At 63.1% G+C, this 19,624-nt stretch carries 22 protein-coding genes and 2 tRNA genes; 10 read left to right on the forward strand and 14 right to left on the reverse strand.

The window, feature by feature from the left end; genetic code table 11:
- The first annotated feature begins 211 nt into the window (after positions 1-211).
- Positions 212-1,381, forward strand: a complete 1,170-nt coding sequence (locus tag F3H98_RS21895; protein ID WP_149762464.1) for a cystathionine beta-lyase — start codon at positions 212-214, stop codon at positions 1,379-1,381.
- A gap of 77 nt (positions 1,382-1,458) precedes the next feature.
- On the opposite strand, the gene F3H98_RS21900 is transcribed toward F3H98_RS21895, so the two are convergent.
- The 6 genes from F3H98_RS21900 to F3H98_RS21920 form a co-directional block, all read right to left on the reverse strand.
- Entirely contained in the window at positions 1,459-1,818 is a 360-nt protein-coding gene (locus tag F3H98_RS21900) for a YybH family protein (protein ID WP_149762465.1), read from the reverse strand.
- A 22-nt stretch (positions 1,819-1,840) separates the two neighbouring features.
- Positions 1,841-2,368, reverse strand: coding sequence for a cupin domain-containing protein (locus tag F3H98_RS21905; RefSeq protein ID WP_149762466.1), 528 nt, complete (start codon positions 2,366-2,368; stop codon positions 1,841-1,843).
- 91 nt (positions 2,369-2,459) lie between these two features.
- Entirely contained in the window at positions 2,460-2,618 is a 159-nt protein-coding gene (locus F3H98_RS31215; protein WP_188130515.1) for a hypothetical protein, read from the reverse strand.
- Between the two features lie 54 nt (positions 2,619-2,672).
- Positions 2,673-2,749, reverse strand: a tRNA-Arg gene (locus F3H98_RS21910).
- 46 nt (positions 2,750-2,795) lie between these two features.
- Complete coding sequence (locus tag F3H98_RS21915) at positions 2,796-3,101, reverse strand: ETC complex I subunit (protein WP_188130516.1); 306 nt, start codon at positions 3,099-3,101, stop codon at positions 2,796-2,798.
- 71 nt (positions 3,102-3,172) lie between these two features.
- A tRNA-Pro gene (locus F3H98_RS21920) sits at positions 3,173-3,249 on the reverse strand.
- A gap of 131 nt (positions 3,250-3,380) precedes the next feature.
- Between F3H98_RS21920 and F3H98_RS21925 the strand changes: the two genes are divergently transcribed.
- Complete coding sequence (locus tag F3H98_RS21925) at positions 3,381-3,662, forward strand: hypothetical protein (protein ID WP_149762468.1); 282 nt, start codon at positions 3,381-3,383, stop codon at positions 3,660-3,662.
- Positions 3,663-3,727: 65 nt separating this feature from the next.
- Here the strand turns inward: F3H98_RS21925 and hdaA are convergent, their stop codons facing one another.
- From hdaA to F3H98_RS21940, 3 genes are read right to left on the reverse strand one after another with little or no spacing between them, the layout of a single operon-like run.
- Positions 3,728-4,429: a DnaA regulatory inactivator HdaA gene (gene hdaA / locus F3H98_RS21930; protein WP_149762469.1), complete on the reverse strand. Its 702-nt coding sequence runs from the start codon at positions 4,427-4,429 to the stop codon at positions 3,728-3,730.
- 4 nt (positions 4,430-4,433) lie between these two features.
- Complete coding sequence (locus F3H98_RS21935; RefSeq protein WP_149762470.1) at positions 4,434-5,594, reverse strand: AI-2E family transporter; 1,161 nt, start codon at positions 5,592-5,594, stop codon at positions 4,434-4,436.
- Positions 5,566-6,123 carry a CDP-alcohol phosphatidyltransferase family protein gene (locus F3H98_RS21940; RefSeq protein WP_149762471.1) on the reverse strand — a complete coding sequence of 186 codons (558 nt, stop codon included), beginning with the start codon at positions 6,121-6,123 and terminating at the stop codon, positions 5,566-5,568. Before F3H98_RS21940 ends, F3H98_RS21935 begins: the two co-directional genes overlap by 29 nt.
- A gap of 303 nt (positions 6,124-6,426) precedes the next feature.
- Here F3H98_RS21940 and purM point away from each other — a divergent pair, with 303 nt between their 5' ends.
- Genes purM through F3H98_RS21955 form a run of 3 tightly spaced genes read left to right on the forward strand, consistent with a single transcriptional unit; the run spans position 6,427 to position 8,744 of the window.
- On the forward strand, positions 6,427-7,491 hold the full coding sequence (gene purM / locus F3H98_RS21945) for a phosphoribosylformylglycinamidine cyclo-ligase (RefSeq protein WP_188130519.1): 1,065 nt from the start codon (positions 6,427-6,429) through the stop codon (positions 7,489-7,491).
- Positions 7,488-8,195 (forward strand): phosphoribosylglycinamide formyltransferase, encoded by a 708-nt coding sequence (gene purN / locus F3H98_RS21950; RefSeq protein ID WP_149762473.1) that lies wholly within the window; start codon positions 7,488-7,490, stop codon positions 8,193-8,195. Before purM ends, purN begins: the two co-directional genes overlap by 4 nt.
- A gap of 33 nt (positions 8,196-8,228) precedes the next feature.
- A complete protein-coding gene (locus tag F3H98_RS21955) occupies positions 8,229-8,744 on the forward strand; it encodes a SixA phosphatase family protein (RefSeq protein ID WP_149762474.1) in 516 nt (171 codons plus the stop codon).
- Positions 8,745-8,784: 40 nt separating this feature from the next.
- Here F3H98_RS21955 and F3H98_RS21960 read toward each other — a convergent pair whose 3' ends face one another.
- The 3 genes from F3H98_RS21960 to F3H98_RS21970 form a co-directional block, all read right to left on the reverse strand.
- Positions 8,785-9,435, reverse strand: coding sequence for a hypothetical protein (locus F3H98_RS21960; RefSeq protein ID WP_149762475.1), 651 nt, complete (start codon positions 9,433-9,435; stop codon positions 8,785-8,787).
- Between the two features lie 129 nt (positions 9,436-9,564).
- Positions 9,565-10,458, reverse strand: a complete 894-nt coding sequence (locus F3H98_RS21965) for a cation diffusion facilitator family transporter (RefSeq protein WP_149762476.1) — start codon at positions 10,456-10,458, stop codon at positions 9,565-9,567.
- Between the two features lie 429 nt (positions 10,459-10,887).
- Positions 10,888-13,020: a molybdopterin-containing oxidoreductase family protein gene (locus F3H98_RS21970; protein ID WP_149762544.1), complete on the reverse strand. Its 2,133-nt coding sequence runs from the start codon at positions 13,018-13,020 to the stop codon at positions 10,888-10,890.
- Between the two features lie 112 nt (positions 13,021-13,132).
- Between F3H98_RS21970 and F3H98_RS21975 the strand changes: the two genes are divergently transcribed.
- Positions 13,133-13,999 (forward strand): 23S rRNA (adenine(2030)-N(6))-methyltransferase RlmJ, encoded by an 867-nt coding sequence (locus tag F3H98_RS21975; protein WP_149762477.1) that lies wholly within the window; start codon positions 13,133-13,135, stop codon positions 13,997-13,999.
- Between the two features lie 12 nt (positions 14,000-14,011).
- On the opposite strand, the gene F3H98_RS21980 is transcribed toward F3H98_RS21975, so the two are convergent.
- A complete protein-coding gene (locus F3H98_RS21980) occupies positions 14,012-14,578 on the reverse strand; it encodes a TetR/AcrR family transcriptional regulator (RefSeq protein ID WP_149762478.1) in 567 nt (188 codons plus the stop codon).
- Between the two features lie 106 nt (positions 14,579-14,684).
- Between F3H98_RS21980 and F3H98_RS21985 the strand changes: the two genes are divergently transcribed.
- The 4 genes from F3H98_RS21985 (at position 14,685) to F3H98_RS22000 (ending at position 18,338) form a co-directional block, all read left to right on the forward strand.
- Entirely contained in the window at positions 14,685-15,596 is a 912-nt protein-coding gene (locus F3H98_RS21985; protein ID WP_149762479.1) for an SDR family oxidoreductase, read from the forward strand.
- A 145-nt stretch (positions 15,597-15,741) separates the two neighbouring features.
- The gene (locus tag F3H98_RS21990) at positions 15,742-17,043 is read left to right on the forward strand and encodes a PQQ-dependent sugar dehydrogenase (RefSeq protein ID WP_149762480.1); all 1,302 of its coding nucleotides are present in this window, start codon (positions 15,742-15,744) and stop codon (positions 17,041-17,043) included.
- Between the two features lie 94 nt (positions 17,044-17,137).
- Positions 17,138-17,581, forward strand: a complete 444-nt coding sequence (locus tag F3H98_RS21995; RefSeq protein ID WP_149762481.1) for a hypothetical protein — start codon at positions 17,138-17,140, stop codon at positions 17,579-17,581.
- 16 nt (positions 17,582-17,597) lie between these two features.
- A complete protein-coding gene (locus tag F3H98_RS22000; protein WP_149762482.1) occupies positions 17,598-18,338 on the forward strand; it encodes a ribonuclease T2 family protein in 741 nt (246 codons plus the stop codon).
- A gap of 31 nt (positions 18,339-18,369) precedes the next feature.
- Here the strand turns inward: F3H98_RS22000 and F3H98_RS22005 are convergent, their stop codons facing one another.
- A complete protein-coding gene (locus tag F3H98_RS22005) occupies positions 18,370-19,527 on the reverse strand; it encodes an acyl-CoA dehydrogenase family protein (protein WP_149762483.1) in 1,158 nt (385 codons plus the stop codon).
- Positions 19,528-19,624: the final 97 nt, after the last annotated feature.

Here is a 19,624-nt window from a genome sequence, read left to right on the forward strand (position 1 = left end):
AAAGCGCCACCTTTGGAAAGCTACATCCGTCAATTTGCCGCCTCAGCAGCTGGATGCCGGCGAAACGTGCAGGCCATTGCCGATTTGGCGGGCGGCAGCCGGCGGCGCGCGCCCCGCATTTGGTCCAATCGGTGGCTGCCCTCTTGTTGTTGCGCCACCGACGCCGGAGCCTTATGCGTAGCCCCGTCTCAAGCAGTTGCAGCGGGAAGTCATGGCCAAGCGCGATTATTCGAACACCGGCGTCAACACGAAGCTCGCCCATATCGGCAATGACCCGCGCGAGTTCCATGGCTTTGTCAACCCGCCGGTCGTCCACGCATCGACGGTGCTTTTCCCCGATGCCAAGACGATGGCCGGGCGTAGCCAGAAATACACGTATGGAACCCGCGGCACCCCGACTTCAGACGCGCTGGCGACCGCCATTGACGTGCTGGAAGGCTCTTCCGGGACCATCGTGGTGCCGTCGGGACTGGCCGCGGTGACCATTCCGCTTCTGGCCTTCCTTTCGGCCGGCGACCATGTGCTGGTCACCGATTCGGTCTACTTTCCGACCCGCAATTTCGCCGACACGATGCTGAAGCGCCTCGGCGTGGAGGTCGAGTATTACGATCCACTCGTCGGCGCCGGCATCGCCAAGCTGATGAAACCCAACACCAAGGTTGTGTTCACCGAATCGCCGGGCTCCAACACATTCGAGATGCAGGACATTCCGGCGATCGCGCGCGTGGCCCGCAGCCATGGCGCGGTCGTCATGATGGACAATACCTGGGCGACGCCGCTCTATTTCCGACCGCTCGACCATGGCGTCGACATCTCGATCCACGCGGCAACCAAATATCCGGCCGGCCACTCAGATATCGTCATCGGCACCGTTTCGGCCAATGCCGCCCACTGGAAGCAACTGTTCGACACCTTCACCACGATGGGCTGCTGCTCCGGCCCCGACGATGTCTACCAAACACTGCGCGGACTGCGGACCATGGGCGTGCGCCTGGAGCACCACCAGCGCAGCGCGCTTGCCCTCGCCCGCTGGCTGGAAGGGCAGCCCGGCGTGGCGCGGGTGCTGCATCCCGGTCTCGAAAGCCATCCCGGCCATGCCATCTTCAAGCGCGATTTCTTGGGCTCCAGCGGCATCTTTTCCATTGTGCTCGCCGGCGGCGGCCAAAAGCAGGCGCATGCCTTCCTCGACGCGCTCGAGATCTTCGGGCTTGGCTATTCCTGGGGCGGCTACGAGAGCCTCGCGGTGCCGGTGTCGATTGGCGACCGCACGATCACCACCAACTCATATGAAGGGCCCATCCTGCGGCTGCAGATCGGGCTCGAAGATGTCGAGGACCTGAAGGCCGATATCGCGAAAGGCCTCTCCGCCGCACGGGTCTGATTCCGCCCCGTGGGCGTGGCTCTGGCCTGACCAACAAACAGATGGTGCGGAGTGCGCGAATCAACGTGCACTCCGCGTCAGCTGACGGAATACCTGTCGATCACCCAAAGCCAGGTTCCGTCGCTCTGTCGCCGGGCGACCTCGGAGGTCACGTCGCCGTCGGGAAGTCGCGTCGACGTGAGGGCAAGATCGCCGCAGATCAATGCCGGCCGCTGCTCCCCGAACGCGAACTTTCGCCCGGAGGCGACAGTCTCGACATAAAAGCTGCGGATCGCCTCAAGGCCGCGCACCAGCCGCCCGTCGCCACAGTCGATCACCGCGTCGGGTTCGAACAAGGCGACCATGCCGTCGACATCCCCCGCATTTTGTCGAGCCACCAGCAAGCGCTCCAGATCCTGGGGATCATAAACCGGTTCCCGCTTGATCGCTTTGTTCATGAGCGAGCCACTGCGACGGCCATCAAGCCTGGTCCTTTCCGGCCTTGCGGGCGCGGACCTTGTCCGGCATGCCGTCATGGTCGCCAAGGACGCGCTTCGGCGCGTCATCCCACCAGTCGTCGCGTATGGCTTTGCGCTCGAGGTTGACCGGGTAGATTATGCGATTTTCCTCCTTGTCCGTCTCGCCAACCACCAGCAGCCGCACTTCCGTCTCGGTGTTGTTCAAAAAGCTGTGGGCAAGGCCGGTGCCGGCAGGAAAGCCAACGCCGTCGCCCGGCCTCAGCCGGTGCAGCGTCCCGTCAAGCCAGACATCCGGCTCGCCCTCCAGCACGTAGACGAATTCCTCCTCGGCGCTTTCGGCGTGCGGGAACGAGGTGCGCCGGCCTGGTGGCATGCGAACGTGATGTATGCCCAGTTGCTGAAGCCCGAGCCGAGGGCCGAACGAGGCGTCGATGCTGCGGAGTTCGTCGCTGCCGATGAACAGCGCGCCATCCGGGTTCTCGATCTCGGTCCAGTTCGCAATGATGGACGGGCGGTCATTCGAGGCCATGGGGTTCACCTTCGCTTTGAAACGGATCATCCCGCGACCGGCCGACAATGGCAATCGCAAGCCTCTTCGATATGACAGCGCGGGGAGAAAATCAGTCGCCGCGGAAGCCGCCTGGATTGACCTTGTCGCCGCAGAGGCCGGCGTTCTCCGCCCGCCAGCCGCAATTGCCATGGTATTGGGGTGTTTCGGTCTGGCATGCGGCCAGAAAGGTGGAGGCGGAAAGAAGAGTCGCAACAAACAATTGCCGCATCGGTCGAAATTTCCTCGTGCCTCGGCAAGCGCCCTGGCTGTTGCGTGAAGGATATGGCGATCCCGGCAGGATTCGAACCTGCGACCATCGGCTTAGAAGGCCGGTGCTCTATCCAGCTGAGCTACGGGACCGTCGCGTCGGGGGAACGCCCGGCAGCGTGCCTGAAAGCGCGAAAACTCAGTGCGTCCAGGGTATCTTGCGGTCATAGCGGAAATTCTCCGCATAGGAAATCTGCCGGCGCTTGGCTTCCTTGGGTTCCTCGACACGGAACGCTATCGCGTGCTTCTCGGCGTAGGCGACTGCTTCCTCGCGTGTCGGGAAGATCAGGCGGATCTGGCTCTTCATGTCGCCCGACGTGGTGTAGCCCATCAGCGGATCGATCTTGCGCGGTTTCTCGGGGTCGAATTCGAGCACCCAGTGGCCGGTCTTGGCCTTGCCGGATTGCATGGCTGTCTTGGCGGGGCTGAAAATGCGGGCGGACATGCGCATCACCTTGAATTCTGACTGTCTAACCCATGCTGCTCGCCGGGCCGTGGCCAGCGAGCGGAGGCGATTGGTCGGAGCGGCAGGATTCGAACCTGCGACCCTCTGGTCCCAAACCAGATGCGCTACCAGACTGCGCTACGCTCCGTGCCGTGCCTCGGCGTTGCAGTGCCTAGTGTTTTCGGTTCGCATTGGCAAGCGGTAAAACCGCGCAGGCGTCATAGCTCTCGACACATCGCTCTGGACCTGCTCAAAAACGGATAGCTTTGGGAGGCGAAATTGCACCTTGTCGATATTTATCTCGCGCAGCTTGCGGATCCGTTCCGCGTCGGCCTCTTAGTCGCGCTATTGTTCACGGCGGCAAACACCGAAGCCGCGCTGAACCGGTGGATACCGATCGGACTCGGCCTCGCCTTCGTCGCCGTGTTGATCCCCACTGCGATCGGAACCACCGCCGGCATGGACCTCGTCCACACGATCCTGGTCGGCCTCGTCTCCAACCTGACGATCCTGGCGGTGCTGCTGGCGGTGAGAGCCGCCTATCTCAGGCTGACCTCGTAGCCGGCGTCCAGATCCCCTTCGGCGCAGCTTTTCCGGAGAACCAACCGCGGAGTTCCTGAACTCCGTCAGAGGTCGAGTTCGCGCTGTCCTTCGTCCAGTGCGCTGACCGCCTCCGTCGCAAGCGCACGCGTGATGCGCGACTGCTGCTCGAGCGCTGCCCGGTCGAGCCGGTCGACGACGCGGATGGCAGTCGACAGCGACCGCTCGATGCGGCGCACCAGATATTGCACCACATGCGGCTCGACCTCGACCTGACGGTCGGCGAAAAGCTTGGTGATGACGCCGGCCAAAAGCAGGTCGTCCGGCTCGCCGATCTCGACGGTCGTCGCCGCCTTCAGCCGGGATGCGAGGTCGGGCAGCTTCACCCCCCAGGCAGCCGGGAAGCGGCGCGCGGTCAAAAGCAGCTGCGTTCCCGCACCACGCACCGCATTGATGAGGTGAAACAGCCCCTGTTCGTCGAGCCCTGCCCGGTCTGCGTCGTCGATGAACACGGGACCGGCCTCAGCTGCCTTGATCGCGCTTTCACCGATGGCGCCAGGTTCGAATTCGGCAGCCGACGACACTTCCCGCCAGATCGCGCCGAGATGGGTTTTTCCCGAACCTGCCGGGCCGGCGAGCACAACGACCGGCGCTGGCCAATCAGGCCAGCGGTCGATCAGCCCGACCGCATCGGCGTTGGCCGGCGAAACCACGAGATCGTCGCGCGAGAAAGCTGCGTCATGCTGCAAATCGAGCGGCAACTGCCGCGGCGTCCCTCTCTCGCCCATCGGATCAGGCGTCCGCCTTGCCGCCCCGTGCAGCCTTTATCGCGGGCTCGTCCCGATGCCCCTTGTAGAGCGGCGATTCGAGATAGCGCGAGATCGCAAAGCGCACCAGAACGGCAATGGCCGCTGCGGCCGGAACGGCGATGAGAAGCCCGACGAAGCCGAACAGAGCGCCGAACGCGAACAGCGCGAACATCAGCCAGACCGGATGCAGGCCGACGCTCTTGCCGACCAGTCGCGGCTGCAAGATGTTGCCTTCGATGAACTGGCCGACAAAAAACACGCACGCCACGGCCACGACCCATGGCCAGTCCGGCCAGAACTGTACAAAGGCGACGCCGACCGAAAGCACCAGGCCGACCAGCGAGCCGACATAGGGAATGAAGCTGATCAGACCGGCGAACATGCCAATCAGAATGCCGAAATTCAGCCCCACTAGGGTCAGGCCGATTGCGTAGAGGACGCCCAGCACCAGGCAAAGCGTGCCTTGCCCGCGCACGAAGCCAGCCGTGGCGGTGTTGATGTCGATGGCGATCCGGCGCACCGTTTCGACATGGTCGCGCGGCACCCAGCTGTCGACGACCGAGACCATGCGGTCCCAGTCGAGCAGCATGTAGAAAGCCACCACCGGCGTGATGATGAACAGGCTGGCGATTGAGAACAGCGCCACGCCCGAGCTCCAGATCGACTGGAACACCGTCGACACGAAGCCGAAGCCGCTACTCAGCAGTGAACTGAGCCCTTCGCGCAGTTCGGCCGCGTCGACCCCGAACCGCTGCTCCAGCCATTGCGGATTGAAATTGGTCACCAGCTGCTGGAGCCTTTCGAGATAGCCTGGCACCTTCACGGCGAAGTCGGCCATCTGCGAGGCAAGCACCGGGATCAGCACAACCAGCGCCAGTGTCAGCACGATAATGAAGCAGACGAGGATGACCACCGTCGCCATTACCCGCGACAGTCCCAGGCGTTGCAACCGGTCGGCTACCGGATCGAGGAAATAGGCAAGCGCCATGCCGGCCACGAAAGGCAATAGGATGTCGCTGAAGAGATAAAGGAACGCAGCGAAGAAGACGGCGGCGATCAGCCAGAAGCGGATTTGCCGGCGAAATGCGGCAGCCACGGCCTCGTTGGCCGCCTCGTCATCCGGTTGGACTTTTGCTTTCGCCATCGCCGTTCATGTGCCTCAGCCAGGCTACGAGATAGGCCGCGGCGGAAGTGACGGTCAAGAGGCCGGAGGCGAATATGAGGACAACGCGGGAAGGCCCGAACTGGGTGGCGAAAGCGAGTTCCGCAAGCACCGTGGCTGCCAGCACGATCTGGACCGCAGTGTTTGCCTTGGAAACGAAGAGCGGCTTCATCTCCACGGGGTTGCCCATGATCGTCGACAACAGCACGGCGCCGACGATCAGCGCGTCGCGCGAGACGGCCGCGATGACCAGCCACAACGGCAGCTCGCCCATGAAACCGAGCACCAGGAACACGCTGACCAGCAGCAGCTTGTCGGCCATCGGGTCCATATAGGCGCCGAGTTCGCTGCGCTGGTTGAACTGGCGGGCAATGAAACCGTCGATGCCATCGGAAATGCCGGCAATGAGGAAGCCGGCAAGCGCCCAACCCATCTTGTCGGTCAACAGAGCGAAAACCACGCCCGGCACAAGCACGAAACGCATAATGGTGATCATGTTCGGTATGGTCACGCGGGCTGCTCCTCCTTTCCGTGCCGGTACCTGCAGCGCCGTAACTCTTCAAAAGCGCAAAGGCCGCTGTAGCACCTTGATTCGCTGCATGATTTTGCCCTTGAATCGATTCCGATCTAAGGAATTATGCAGCAGCCGTTACATGGTTGAAAGCATGGCAAGCCGCAAGGCGCCAGTATGCCGCTAGTACATGTCCACGGTTTTTGCCTTCGGCCGACGCCTCGGGCGCGGCATTCTGTTGCGATGCCCCGCACTTCATGCGAAGAGCCCGGGCAGAATATTCGCGCCACGCAGAGGACAATGATGAGCGAGCGCAAGAACGGCCTCACCTACGCCGAAGCAGGTGTCGACATCGATGCCGGCAACGCCATGGTCGAGAAGATCAAGCCGCTGGTACGGTCGACCCGGCGGCCCGGAGCCGATGGAGAGATCGGCGGCTTCGGCGGCTTGTTCGACCTCAAGGCGGCCGGCTTCTCCGACCCCGTGCTGGTCGCTGCGAACGACGGCGTCGGCACCAAGCTGAAAATCGCGATCGATGCCGGCATCCACGACACGGTCGGCATCGATCTCGTCGCCATGTGCGTCAACGACCTCGTGGTGCAAGGCGCCGAGCCGCTGTTTTTCCTCGACTATTTCGCCACCGGCAAGCTCGATCCCGAACAGGGCGCGGCGATCGTCGGCGGCATTGCGGAAGGCTGCCGGCAGGCCGGCTGCGCGCTGATCGGCGGCGAAACGGCGGAAATGCCCGGCATGTATCGGGGCGGCGACTACGACCTCGCGGGTTTTGCGGTGGGCGCGGCCGAGCGCGGCCAGTTGCTGCCGACGGACGATATCGTCGAGGGCGACGTGCTGCTCGGGCTTGCTTCGTCGGGTGTCCATTCGAACGGCTTTTCGCTGGTGCGCCGCATCGTCGAGCAATCGGGGCTCGGCTGGGATGCTCCGGCACCTTTCGCAGCCGGCAAGACGCTCGGTGCAGCGCTGCTCGAGCCGACGCGCATCTATGTGAAGCCGGTGCTGCAGGCGATCCGCAACACCCATGGCATCAAGGCGCTGGCCCACATCACCGGCGGCGGGTTTCCGGAAAACATCCCGCGCGTACTGCCCAAGGATTTCGCCGCCGAACTGGACCTCGAGTCGATCGCGGTGCCGCCGGTATTTTCGTGGCTGGCCAAGACGGGGGGCGTCGCTCCCGCCGAGATGATGCGCACCTTCAATTGCGGCATCGGCATGATTATGGTGGTGGCGTCAGGCCAGGCCGCGCAGGTGGCCGCGGTGCTGCAGGAGGCCGGCGAGACCGTCGAGCCGATCGGCCGCATCGTGCCGCGCCGTGACGCCGGCGTCATCTATCGCGGTTCGATCGAGCTATGAGCACAAAACGCAAGCGCATCGTTGTCCTGATTTCCGGCCGTGGCTCCAACATGGCCGCGCTGATTGAGGCTGCCAGGGAAGCCGACTATCCCGCCGAGATCGTCGGCGTGATATCCGACCAGCCTGACGCAGCAGGGCTGAAGGCTGCGGAAAGCTTCCACATCGCGACACGCGCCATCCCGCGGCGCGACCATGCCAGCAAGCAAGCGCATGACGCGGCGATCGACGCCGCGCTGCGAAAGATGGGCGCGGATATTGTCTGCCTAGCCGGCTACATGCGGCTTCTGACGCCGGGTTTCGTCGACAAATGGCTGGGCAGGATGATCAACATCCACCCCTCGCTATTGCCGATGTTCAAGGGGCTCGACACCCACAAGCGCGCGCTCGACGCCGGGTTGCGCGTCCACGGCTGCACGGTGCACTTCGTCACCAGGGACATGGACGACGGGCCAGTCGTGGCGCAGGCCGCGGTTCCGGTGCTGACCAACGACACCGAGGAAAGGCTTACGGCGCGCGTGCTCAAGGCCGAGCACAAGCTCTATCCGCTGGCGCTGGCGCTGGTCGCCAGCGGCAAGGCGCGCATGGAGGCTGGGCGTACGGTATTCGAGGGCGTCGATCATACCGGCGACAGCGGCGTCATCATGGTTCCCGGCACCTGGCAGGGCGCCAGCGACCTCGAGGATCTGGCGCGTTTCACACCGTAAGGGCGCGCAGCCCGATAGCGTGGAGATTGCATCATGAAGAGCCTGCTTCTTTTGCGCCACGCCAAATCGAGCCGGGACGATCCCGCCCTCGAGGATTTCGACCGGCCACTGGCCAAGCGCGGCCGAAATGCTGCGCCAGCGATCGGCGCCGAACTCGCATCGCGCGGCTGGTTGCCGGAAGCCGTGCTGGTTTCTCCGGCAAAACGCACCCGCCAGACGTGGGCGCTGGTCGCAGCCGAACTGCCCGCAGCGCCGAAAGCCATGTTCGCGAAGCCGCTCTACATGGCATCGCCCGAGCAACTTCTCCAGCGCATCCAAAAGGTCGCGGCGACCAAACAAACGCTGCTGGTGGTCGGCCACAATCCCGGGATGGAAGAACTTGCCTTGCAGCTTGCAGGCTCTGGCTCAGACCCCAACGCACTTGCGGGAATAAGCGAAAAGTTCCCGACTGCGGCACTTGCCCGCTTCGCCTTTGATGGCCAGTGGGCCGATCTGTCCACCGGCAAGGCGAAGCTGACCCATTTCCTGCGGCCAAGGGATTTGGAGTGACAGGGCCCTAACCGGTACGGACGCCACGCGGTACAGGTCGTCAGTGAAACCGGCGGCTGAAAAGGCGTGACAGCAGCCATGGCGCGGCCAGGATGACTGCCGCGCCGATCATCCAGCCAATGACGACTACCGGTCGCAGGAACGCACCGATCAGATTGAGGAACCCGGCGACAAAGCCCGAGCCTTGCGCCACGTCGAACGTGCCGACAATTTCCTTGCCGAGACCCGTTGCCGTCGCTGCGTCCTTTCCGGTTTGCATGATCGCGCCGGCATTGGTGGACGTCCAAGCTATGAGGCCGTCGGCCAGGCCGTATGCAATCCATGCAATGAGGGACCAAATGACCAACGCAACAAGCGCAACGCCGAAGCCCATTTTCTTCACGCGTGAGCCACGATCGAGTGGGGCTGCATCGACGCGGCCAAACGGACGGCTTGGCGAACCATATTCGCCGGCGTCCCGCTCCTCAGCCTGGCCGCGGCGCTCGTTGTAGCGGCGGTCGGCCATCTCGTCACCCCGCGAATCTCCGCCGCCGATCGCTCCGAGCACTGAACCAAGCAAGCCACCGAGATTGTCGTTCCCGTGGTCTTTCGATCTATGCGCGGTGCCTTGCGAATCCCTGTAGCATTGGGCGCCATGGCCTCCTTTCCGCTTGCCGCCGTGCTTGCCGTTCTTGTAATCTTGCCAGTCCATCGATTTATCTCCAATCCGTTGACCAGCGCCGATCACTTTATCAGCTTACCAAATATAAAATCTCTAGTGACTAGAGATAAAAGACCCAATGGACCGACGAGACAGAATGCCGCTCTTGTTCTGGCCGGGCTAATGAATCCGCTCTAGCGGCATGCATGCCTCGCGTTCCATCTGCAACGTCGAGTGATGCAAATCGAACTTTTCGCGCAAGATCGCCTCGATCGCACGGCGCACTGTCTCAGCATCCGCTCCCTCGGCAAGCAAGGCATGGGCGGTCAGGGACGGTTGGCTTTGGGTGATCGCCCACAAATGTAAATCATGCACAGAGGCGACGCCTGGCACGGTTGCGATGGAGTTTTCCACCTCGTCCAGCTTCATGCCCGGCGGAACACCCTCGAGCAGAATATTGATACATTCCTTGAGCAGCACCCAGGTGCGCGGGAAGACCATGAAGCCGATACCGACCGCCAACAGCGAATCGACCCACTGCCAGCCGGTCAGCCAGATGGCGGCGGCGCCAACGATGACCGCGACCGAGCCAAGCATGTCGGCCATAACTTCGAGGTAAGCGCCTTTCACATTAAGGCTCTTGTCCTTGTGGCCGGTCAGCAGCCGCATCGAGACGATATTGACGACGAGGCCGATGGCCGCGATCGTGAACATTCCGACCGACTGGATGTCCTGCGGCTCAGACAGCCGCTTATAGGCCTCGTAGAGAATGTAGAAGGCGACGCCGAGCAGCAGCAGCGCGTTGAAAGCAGCCGCCAGTATCTCGAAACGGGCGTAACCGTAGGTACGCAGCAGGTCCGCCGGGCGGCGACCGAGATTGTTCGCCAGCAGCGCGATCACAAGCGCCGTCGCGTCGGTCAGCATGTGCGCAGCATCGGAAATCAGGGCAAGGCTGCCGGTGACGAGACCACCGATTACCTCTATCACCATGAAGGTGCCGGTCAGGCCCAGCGCCATCCAGAGCCGCGATACAGGCGTGTTCTGCATATCACCGTGATCATGGTCGCCGCTCATGGTGTCCTCACGCAGATTGCGCCGCTGGATCCCGGGCGGCAGGTTTGATCAACACCTTGTTGTCGTGTACGGCGGCCCCGCCGTACTTCGAACGTCCCCGGCCATTGTGTTTGTTTTGAAAGCCATGTCCGCCCATCGATCATCTCCGGGTCGTTCTGCATCTTCTCAAACAAATATTAAACCTCTAGTTGCTAGAGGAAAAAGGACAATCGAATTGTTGCGACAGCATGACGCAGAGGCGGCGTCAATGAATGATCTCCAGCGGCACGCAGTGCTCGCGTTCCATCTGAAGCGTGGTGGTGCAGGTCGAACCTCTCTTGCAGATGTACCTCGATCGCCCGGCGTCTTCAGGTGGCGGAGGTCATAGGCGGCTTCGTCAGCGGGGGTATTCTCTATCTCCCCGTGCGCATAGTTGTCGCTAATGGTGCCTCAAAGTCGAGTATGCGCCGTATCCGCCGCGGCGGGCCTGATCCACACCTTGTTGTCGTGGACGGCCGCCCCTCCGTAAGGCGCCGGCGCGTCGGCGCCGGTCAGCACGTTGATGCCCTCGCCGCGCTCATGGGCGCTGTTCGGCCAGATACCTTCGGCGATGACCACGCCACGCTTGATGCCGTCGAACAGTTTCGCATGCAACACCACCTCGCCACGCGCGTTGCCGACCTCGACACGATCGCCGTCGGCCACTCGGAGCGCCGTTGCATCCTCAGGATGCAGCAAGAGTTCGGGGCGGACTTCCTTGGCTTTCGACACCGGCGTTTCGGCAAATGTCGAGTTCAAGAAGTTGCGCGCCGGCGAGGTCGCCAGCCTGAACGGATGTTCGTCATCTGCCACCTCGATCAGGTCGACATGATCGGGAAATTCCGGCAGGCTTTGATATGGCCCGAAAATGCCCATGCTTTTCGGCGGCTTGTTGGGTGCGATGCCGCCGTCCCACTGCGGTTTGAAGCGGAACTTGCCATCGGGATGGCCAAAACCCTTCAGGAAATGCGCGTCGTCGAAATCCGGCTGCAGGTCGGCCCAGCGCTCTTCCCTGAACGAATCGAAATCGCCGAGCCCCTTCTTCTGAAGCATCACATCGATGTGCTGGCGCTCGGTCATGCCGAAGCCCGGCAGGTGCGAAACACCCAGCCGTTTGCCGAGTTCCTCGATGACATAATGGTTGGTGCGCGGCCCCTCCGGCGGATCGATCAGCTTCGGCCCGAGCGTGATGTGCTGGTTGCCGCCTCCCTTGTAGATATCGTCATGCTCGAGGAACATCGTCGCCGGCAGCACCACATCCGCCACCTTGGCGGTGTCGGTCATGAACTGCTCGTGCACGCAGGTGAACAGGTCGTCGCGCAGGAAACCCCGTTTGACCAGCCGCTGCTCGGGCGCGACATTCATCGGATTGGTGTTCTGGATCAGCAGCGCCGTCACCGGCGGCCCGCCATACAGCGCATCCTCGTGGTTCATCAGCACCGGGCCGATGCGCGAATGGTCGAGATAGCGGATGTTGGGGTCGCGAAAGCGCGTACCCTCCAGAAGCTCGCCGTTCAGCTTCAGCACACCCGAATTTGAATGAAACGCGCCGCCGCCTTCATATTGCCAGCAGCCGGTCACCGCGGCCACCGAAAGGGCCGCGTGCATGTTCACCGAACCGTTGCGCTGGCGCGAAAAGCCGTAGCCCAGGCGGAAGAAGGTCTTCCTGGTCGTACCGATCAGCCGAGCAAAGGCCTCGATCTCCTCCACCGAAAGCCCGGTGATATCCGCCGCCCATTGCGGCGTCTTGTTCGCCAGATGCGCCTCAAGCCCCTTGGGATCGTCGGTATATTTTTCGAGATAGGCGCGGTCGGCCAGCTCTTCGCGGAACAGCACATGCATGACGGCGCAGGCCAGCGCGGCGTCGGTGCCGGGTTTCAGCACCAGGCCCATGTCGGCCTGCTTCATCGTGGCGTTTTCATAGATGTCGATGACGACGATCTTGGCGCCGCGCTCTTTTCTCGCCTTGATGGCATGGGTCATCACATTGACCTGCGTGACCACCGCATTGGTGCCCCAGATCACCACGCAATCGGATTTCGCCATTTCGCGCGGATCGCTGCCGCGCAGCGCGCCGGTGCCCATCACATAGCCGGTCCAGGCAAGGTTGGTGCAGATCGAGCCGAAGAAACCGGAATATTTCTTGGCGTGGCGCAGCCGCTCTATGCCATCGCGCTGCACCAGCCCCATCGTGCCGGCGTAGAAGTACGGCCACACCGTCTCCGAGCCGTATTTTTCTTCCGCCGCGACGAATTTTTCGGCGACGAGGTCGAGGGCCGCCTCCCAGCTCGCTTCCTTCCAGTTTCCTTCGCCCTTGGCGCCGGAACGGATCAAGGGCTTCAGCAGACGGTCGGGATGATGCACGCGGTCGGCATAGCGGGCGACCTTGGCGCAGACGACGCCAGCGGTGTAGCTGTTGCCCTTGGCGCCATGGATGCGGCCGATGGTCCTGCTGTCCAGCAGTTCGACATCGAGCGCACAGGTCGACGGGCAGTCGTGCGGACAGGCCGAATGGCCGATTCTGAGCTTGGTGTGCTGGTTCATGGTCGGGAAACTAGCGGTTTTCCTTGCTTGCGTGTAGACGCGCCGTGCGAAAACCATTGTTACAGCCGACGAATTCGACAATCGGATTTTTCGCGGAGAGCAGGCATCCGAAATGAACTACCGCCACGCATATCACGCCGGAAATTTCGCCGATGTCGTCAAGCACACGGTGCTTGCCCGCATCGTCGACTATCTCAAGCTCAAGGCGAAGGCTTTCCGCGTCATCGATACCCATGCCGGCATCGGCTTCTATGACCTTTCGTCGGACGAGGCGCAGAAAACCGGCGAGTGGCGCGATGGCATCGGTCGCCTTGAGAGCGCCAGGCTCGAGCCGGAAATCACGAATCTTCTGAACCCCTTGCTTGATGCTGTTCATGCAATGAATCCGGAAGGAGGCGTGCGCTTCTACCCCGGTTCGCCGCTGATCGTGCGCCATCTCCTTCGCAAGCAGGACCGTCTGTCGGCGATCGAACTGCATCCGGCCGACGCCAGGCTTCTGAAGGAGCGCTTCGCCGGCGACTTCCAGACGCGGGTGCTGGAGCTCGACGGCTGGCTGGCGCTCGGCGCCCATCTTCCGCCCAAGGAAAAGCGCGGGCTGGTGCTGATCGACCCGCCATTCGAGCGAGACGGCGAGTTCGACAGGTTGGTTGACGGGCTCGTCAAGGCGCACCGGCGCTGGCCAGGCGGCATTTATGCGCTCTGGTATCCCCTCAAGGACCGTGCCGCCGTCAACCGGTTCCGCACGGATCTCGCGCAGACCGGCGTTGCGAAAATTCTCGACATCCGTTTCGAGGTGCGCCCGCCCTCGCCCGAACCGAGGCTCGACGGCACCGGCATGATCGTCGTCAATCCACCGTTCAGGCTGGAGACCGAATTGCGCACGCTGCTGCCGGCGCTGAAGACGCTCCTGGCGGAAAGCCCGCATGCGCGGTGGGGCACGGAATGGATAGCCGGCGAGGCTGCTTCTCACGGCGAATAAAGTCGGATTCGATCAAATTTCCCGGCCTATTGCCCGGCAAAAAGCGGTCAGATCCTGCTTCACCGCCTCGGCCGGAATGCCGTTGCGCGAAAAACCCCACCACAAAAGCGCGCCCTGCCACTGGCCAGCAAGCAGCCGGCCGAGGTCGGGCCGCGCCCCGCTTGCATCGGCAAAGCACTGCCCCAGCGCATCGGCCAGGCGCTTGCCCCATTTGTCCCCGCGTGCCCGGAGCTCGGGGTTGCGAAGATCTTCACGCAACACCAGCAGGCCTTCGGCGTAGTTTTCGCCGGAGCCGAAATCGCCGGACAAGGTTACGAGGGTGGCGACCGCCCCCGCCGGCGTTTTCGGCTGTGTCGCGATTGCCGTCTCGGTGCGTTCGTCCAGCAGGTCCCACGCCCTGAGCAGCGCGGCATGCAGCAAGCCGTCGCGGGTTCCGAAGCGCTGCACCAGAGTGGGGCCGGAAAGCCCTGTTTCGCTGGCGGCGGCAGCGAAGGTAACGCCCTGCGGCCCCGAACGCCGCATCAGCGTCAGCACGCGGTCGAGCAGGTCGGTATCGGAAAGCGTTTTTTTGCGGGGCACTTGCAATCCAGAAAATAAGTGAATATTAGTTTATATATAGCATCATTGAAGGCATGACAAGCGTCCGGTTTCGCCGGCGGCCTGCTTTTTTCGCGAGGAGACGATCATGAAACCACTGGAAGGAAAAGTTGCTCTTGTCACCGGCGGCACGCGTGGCGGCGGACGCGGCATCGCGGTCGAACTCGGCGCTGCGGGCGCCACCGTCTATGTCACCGGCCGCTCGACGCATGGCCGGAGATCGGAAATCAACCGGGCCGAAACAATCGACGAGACCGCGGAGATCATCACAGCAGCCGGCGGCAAGGCGGTTCCCGTGCGTGTCGACCACCTCGAAAAGGAAGAGGTTCAGGCTCTGTTGGAACGAATCCGCCGCGATCATGGCCGTCTCGACGTGCTGGTCAACGACATCTGGGGCGGTGAAAACCTGTTCGAATGGGACAAACCGGTCTGGGACCACAATCTCGACAACGGCCTGCGCATGCTGCGGCTCGCGATCGATACCCATCTGATCACTGCACACTATGCGCTGCCCCTGCTCATCGAACGTCCCGGCGGCCTGCTGGTCGAAGTCACCGACGGCACCCGCGCCTACAACGAGACGCATTACCGGCTGTCGGTCTTCTACGATCTTTGCAAGGTCGCGGCCGACCGCATGAGCTGGGCGCATGCGAAAGACCTGGAAAAGTACGGCTGCACGGCGCTCTCGATCACGCCGGGCTGGATGCGCTCCGAAATGATGCTCGAACACTACAACGTAACCGAAGCGACATGGCGCGACGCGATCGCAAACCAGCCCGATTTCGCCATTTCCGAAACGCCTCGTTTCGTCGGCCGTGCCGTGGCGGCACTCGCAGCCGACGAAGACAAGGCGCGCTGGAATGGCCAGTCGGTGTCGAGCGGCCAGATCGCCAAGGAATACGGCTTCGACGATGTCGATGGCTCGCGACCGGATTGCTGGCGCTACCTCCTCGAAGTGCGCGAGGCCGGCAAACCTTCGGACGTCACCGGCTACCGGTGACGTCGGAAGGCAGGGTCTTACCGCCGGTGGTCGCATCCGTCATCGGCTTTTCCTTCTTGTGAGACCGACATTCACCGCCGTATTTCGCTGGTTCCAACGCTGAGCCGCATCATGTAGCGTCCGCGCAAATCACAGGAAGGGTGCGATGAGTTTTTCCAGCATTTTTGCGCGCGTGGTGGCTTGGATCGGCGCTGGCGCGATATTTATCAGGCACCGGAGCGACGGTCCGCTGGAACAGGCGTTCGGCGCCGCCCCGAACATTCCCCCGGCAAAACCCCAGGGTATTCCGACGCTCAAAATGCCGACTGCGAAAGGCTGGGCCGCTGGCCAGACCCCGCTCGCCGCACCCGGCCTCAAGGTGAACGCCTTCGCGGCCGGCCTCAAGCACCCGCGCTGGATCCATGTCCTGCCAAATGGCGACGTGCTGACCGCCGAGGCGTTGAGCGAGCCGGGCGGCATCAGGTCCGCTTTCGACTACGCCATGCTCAGCACCATGAAGCGCGCCGCCGCTGTCGGCATCAGCCCCAACCGCATCACGCTGCTGCGCGACGCCGATGGCGACGGCGTCGCCGAAACCCGCGAAGCGTTCATGGACGGCCTGAACCAGCCGTTCGGCATGGCGCTGGTCGGCGAAGTTTTCTATGTCGGCAACACCGATGGCGTGCTGGCCTTCCCCTACAAAGCGGGAGCCACCCGCATCGAAAACACGGGAGGCCGCAAGCTGGCCGATTTCAAGCCCGGTGGGCACTGGACGCGCAGCCTGCTGGCAAGCCCGGACGGGCGCAAGCTTTATGCCGGGGTCGGTTCGCTCAGCAACATCGCCGAAAAAGGCATGCAGGCCGAGGAAGGCCGCGCCTGTATCTACGAACTGGACCTGGAAACCGGTACGAGCCGCATCTTCGCCGCCGGCCTGCGCAACCCTGTCGGCCTTGCCTGGGAGCCGACCACCGGCATCTTGTGGACGGTGGTCAACGAGCGCGACGGCCTCGGCGACGAGACGCCGCCCGACTACCTGACCTCGGTGAGCGATGGGGGCTTCTATGGCTGGCCTTATTGCTACTGGGGAAAAACCGTCGACGGCCGCGTGCCGCAGGATCCGGCACTGGTGGCAACGGCGCTGACGCCCGATTTCGCGCTTGGCGGCCACACCGCCTCGCTCGGCCTGTGCTGGATGCCGGCAGGCACCCTGCCCGGCTTCCCGGACGGCATGGTGATCGGCCAGCACGGTTCGTGGAACCGTAGCACCTTGAGCGGCTACAGGATCGTCTTCGTGCCATTCGAGGACGGGCGCCCTTCCGGTCCGGCGCGCGATATCCTCACCGGCTTCCTGTCGCCCGACGAGAGGGCGTCCTACGGGCGGCCGGTGGGCGTGACCATCGGCCCGGACGGTTCTCTCTTGATTGCCGACGACGTCGGCGACGCGATCTGGCGGGTCACCGGCGCTTGACCCTCCCTCGGCATACCGCTTGACCGTTTAGCACTTCGCTAGCACATTGCTGTAACATCAGCGTTGAATCATCGCCGGCAACGGAGAGTTTGCCATGAAACGTCTTGCCTCATTTGCCCTCACCGCTCTTGTTGCTGCCGGTGCCGCGGTTTTCGCCGAAGGCAAGGTTCTTGCCGCGGATCTGTCCACCGGCGTCTATGTCGAGGATCCCGGCATCTGTGGCCAGGCATGGGTGCTGAACACCATCAGCAAGCGTTTCGACTACCAGGTAAGGCACGTGCCGAACCTGCCGGACGTGTCGATCACCGATTTCCACCGCATCCACCAGAACGGATACCTGCCTGCGCAGGAACGCTGGCCGATCGGTCGGCGTTATTGCGGCGCCACCGTCGCGCTTTCCGACGGCGACCATCGTGACATCTGGTACCTGATCGAGGAAGGCCAGGGTTTTGCCTCGATCGGCGACAATGTCGAATTCTGCGTTGCCGGCTTCGACCGCTGGATGGTCTACAACGGGCAGTGCCGCATCCTCAGGTAATTTTTCCGGACGGCCAATGAACGCCGTGAGGTCAATTTTCAGGGCGGCCGTGCTTGCGGCTGGGTCTTTGGCGCTGCTTGCGGCATGCGAGCCCGCGCCTGAGCAGAAATCGACGGCGAACGCACCGATCGACAGCCCTGCCCCAGCAGCGCCGGTCGCCAGGACCGATGCGCTGCCGACCGGTTCGGGGTTCGATTTCTACGTGCTGTCGCTCTCGTGGTCGCCGAGCTACTGCGAGGCGGAAGGCGAGGACGCCAACCAGCAGCAATGCGCCGCCGGGCGGCTCTATGCCTTTGTCGTGCACGGGCTGTGGCCGCAATTCGAGCGCGGATATCCCGAGGATTGCGCTACCCAGAATCCCAATGTTCCGAGGGATACGCTGCGCACGCTCTACGACATCATGCCGTCGGCCGGCCTGATCCGTTACCAATGGAAGAAGCACGGCACCTGCACGAACATGGCGCAGAACGACTATTTCAGGGTGCTGCGCGCCGCCCGGGACAGAATAGTCATCCCCGCCGAGTTCCGCCGCCTCGACAACTACAAGACCGTTGACCCGATGGAGGTCGAAGGCGCATTTCTCCAGTCGAATCCAGGGCTTGCGCCCGACGGCTTGGCCGTCACTTGCGACAAGCGCTACCTCAGGGAGGTGCGCATCTGCATGAGCAAGGACCTTTCCTTCCGGTCCTGCCCGGAGGTCGACCGCCGCGCCTGCCGGCTGTCGAAAGCGGTGATGCCGCCGATGCGTGGCGGGTAGCCACACCGGCGGCACCTCGGAACATCCAGCGTCAGAAGATGTTCGCGACCGGCAGGCCGAGCGCCATGGCGCCGGCATAATGCGCCTGCGGCCCCTGCTGCAGCGGATGGAAGCGCGCGCCCTGGACATCGCGGAAGCGGCGCTCCAGCCCGTTGCTGCGATAGAAGCCGGCGCCACCCGCCACTTCCATCGCCAGTTCGACGGTCTTGATGGCGTGCTCCGCCACGAGGCTGCGCCCGATCATCACTTCATTGATCGTTTCGGCCGAAGGCGCGTTGCGCTCGACGATGCTGATCATCCAGCGATGCGCGAGTTGCGCTGCCCGCAATGTGGTGTCCATGCGGCCGGCGAGTTCCACCGCATAGGGCGTTTGGCGCTTCTGTTTCGCCAGTCCCACCGCGATGTCGCGAGCGCTTTCCGCAACGCCCAGATAGGCGGCATAGACCAGCGGGAAGGCGATCGTGGCGATGATCTGGAACAGCGGATGCCACTCGCCGCTCTTGCGCGACACGGCAACGCTTGCGTCGGGCACGAACAGCCCTTCGATGAGCACGTCATTGGAACCGGTGCCCCGCATGCCGAGCGTGCGCCAGGTGTCGAGTATCTTCACTTCCGGCGCCTTCATCGAAACCGGGAAATGGATCACCGCATCCGGCTCCGTTTCCGATTGCACGACAGCGCCGGTCATCAGTACGTCGCCGGCCTCGGCGCCCGATGTGAACACTTTGCGCGCCGAGACGCGGTAGCCGCCATCGACCTTCACCGCCGAACCGGAACCGGCGATCCAGTCGGAGCCGCCGCTCGACAGGAGCACGATCTTTTCCGTCGCCACGCGCCGCAGCAACGGCTCGACGGCCGCCACCTTCTGGTGCCGCCAGCGCCACGCCGGGATGGCGACCTGATGGGTATGCATGGAAAAGGCGAGCGCCGTGGAGCCGCAATGATGCGCGAGCTCGCGCAGCATCTCGGCAAGTTCGGCGACCTCGGCGCCGCCGCCGCCCAGTTCCTGCGGCACGCCGGCGGCGACCAGGCCTGCCTGCTTGAGCGCCTGATAGTTTTCGGTGACGAAACGGTCGTTCTCGTCCGCCTCGGCCGCCCGCTTCGCGAATTCGACGCCGAGCGCGCGCGCCGTCTCCACAATTCCAACGCCGCGCGGTGCGGCATTCTCCACCCTCATAGCATTTGTCATGGTTCATCTCCCTTGGTCACAGTGACACGGATGGAAAGATTCACCGTCTTTTCACATCAATCCAGTTCACGAACTGTACCTCCTTCAGCTCTTTTCA

This window comes from Neomesorhizobium albiziae (assembly GCF_900114255.1).
GTDB lineage: Bacteria > Pseudomonadota > Alphaproteobacteria > Rhizobiales > Rhizobiaceae > Neomesorhizobium > Neomesorhizobium albiziae.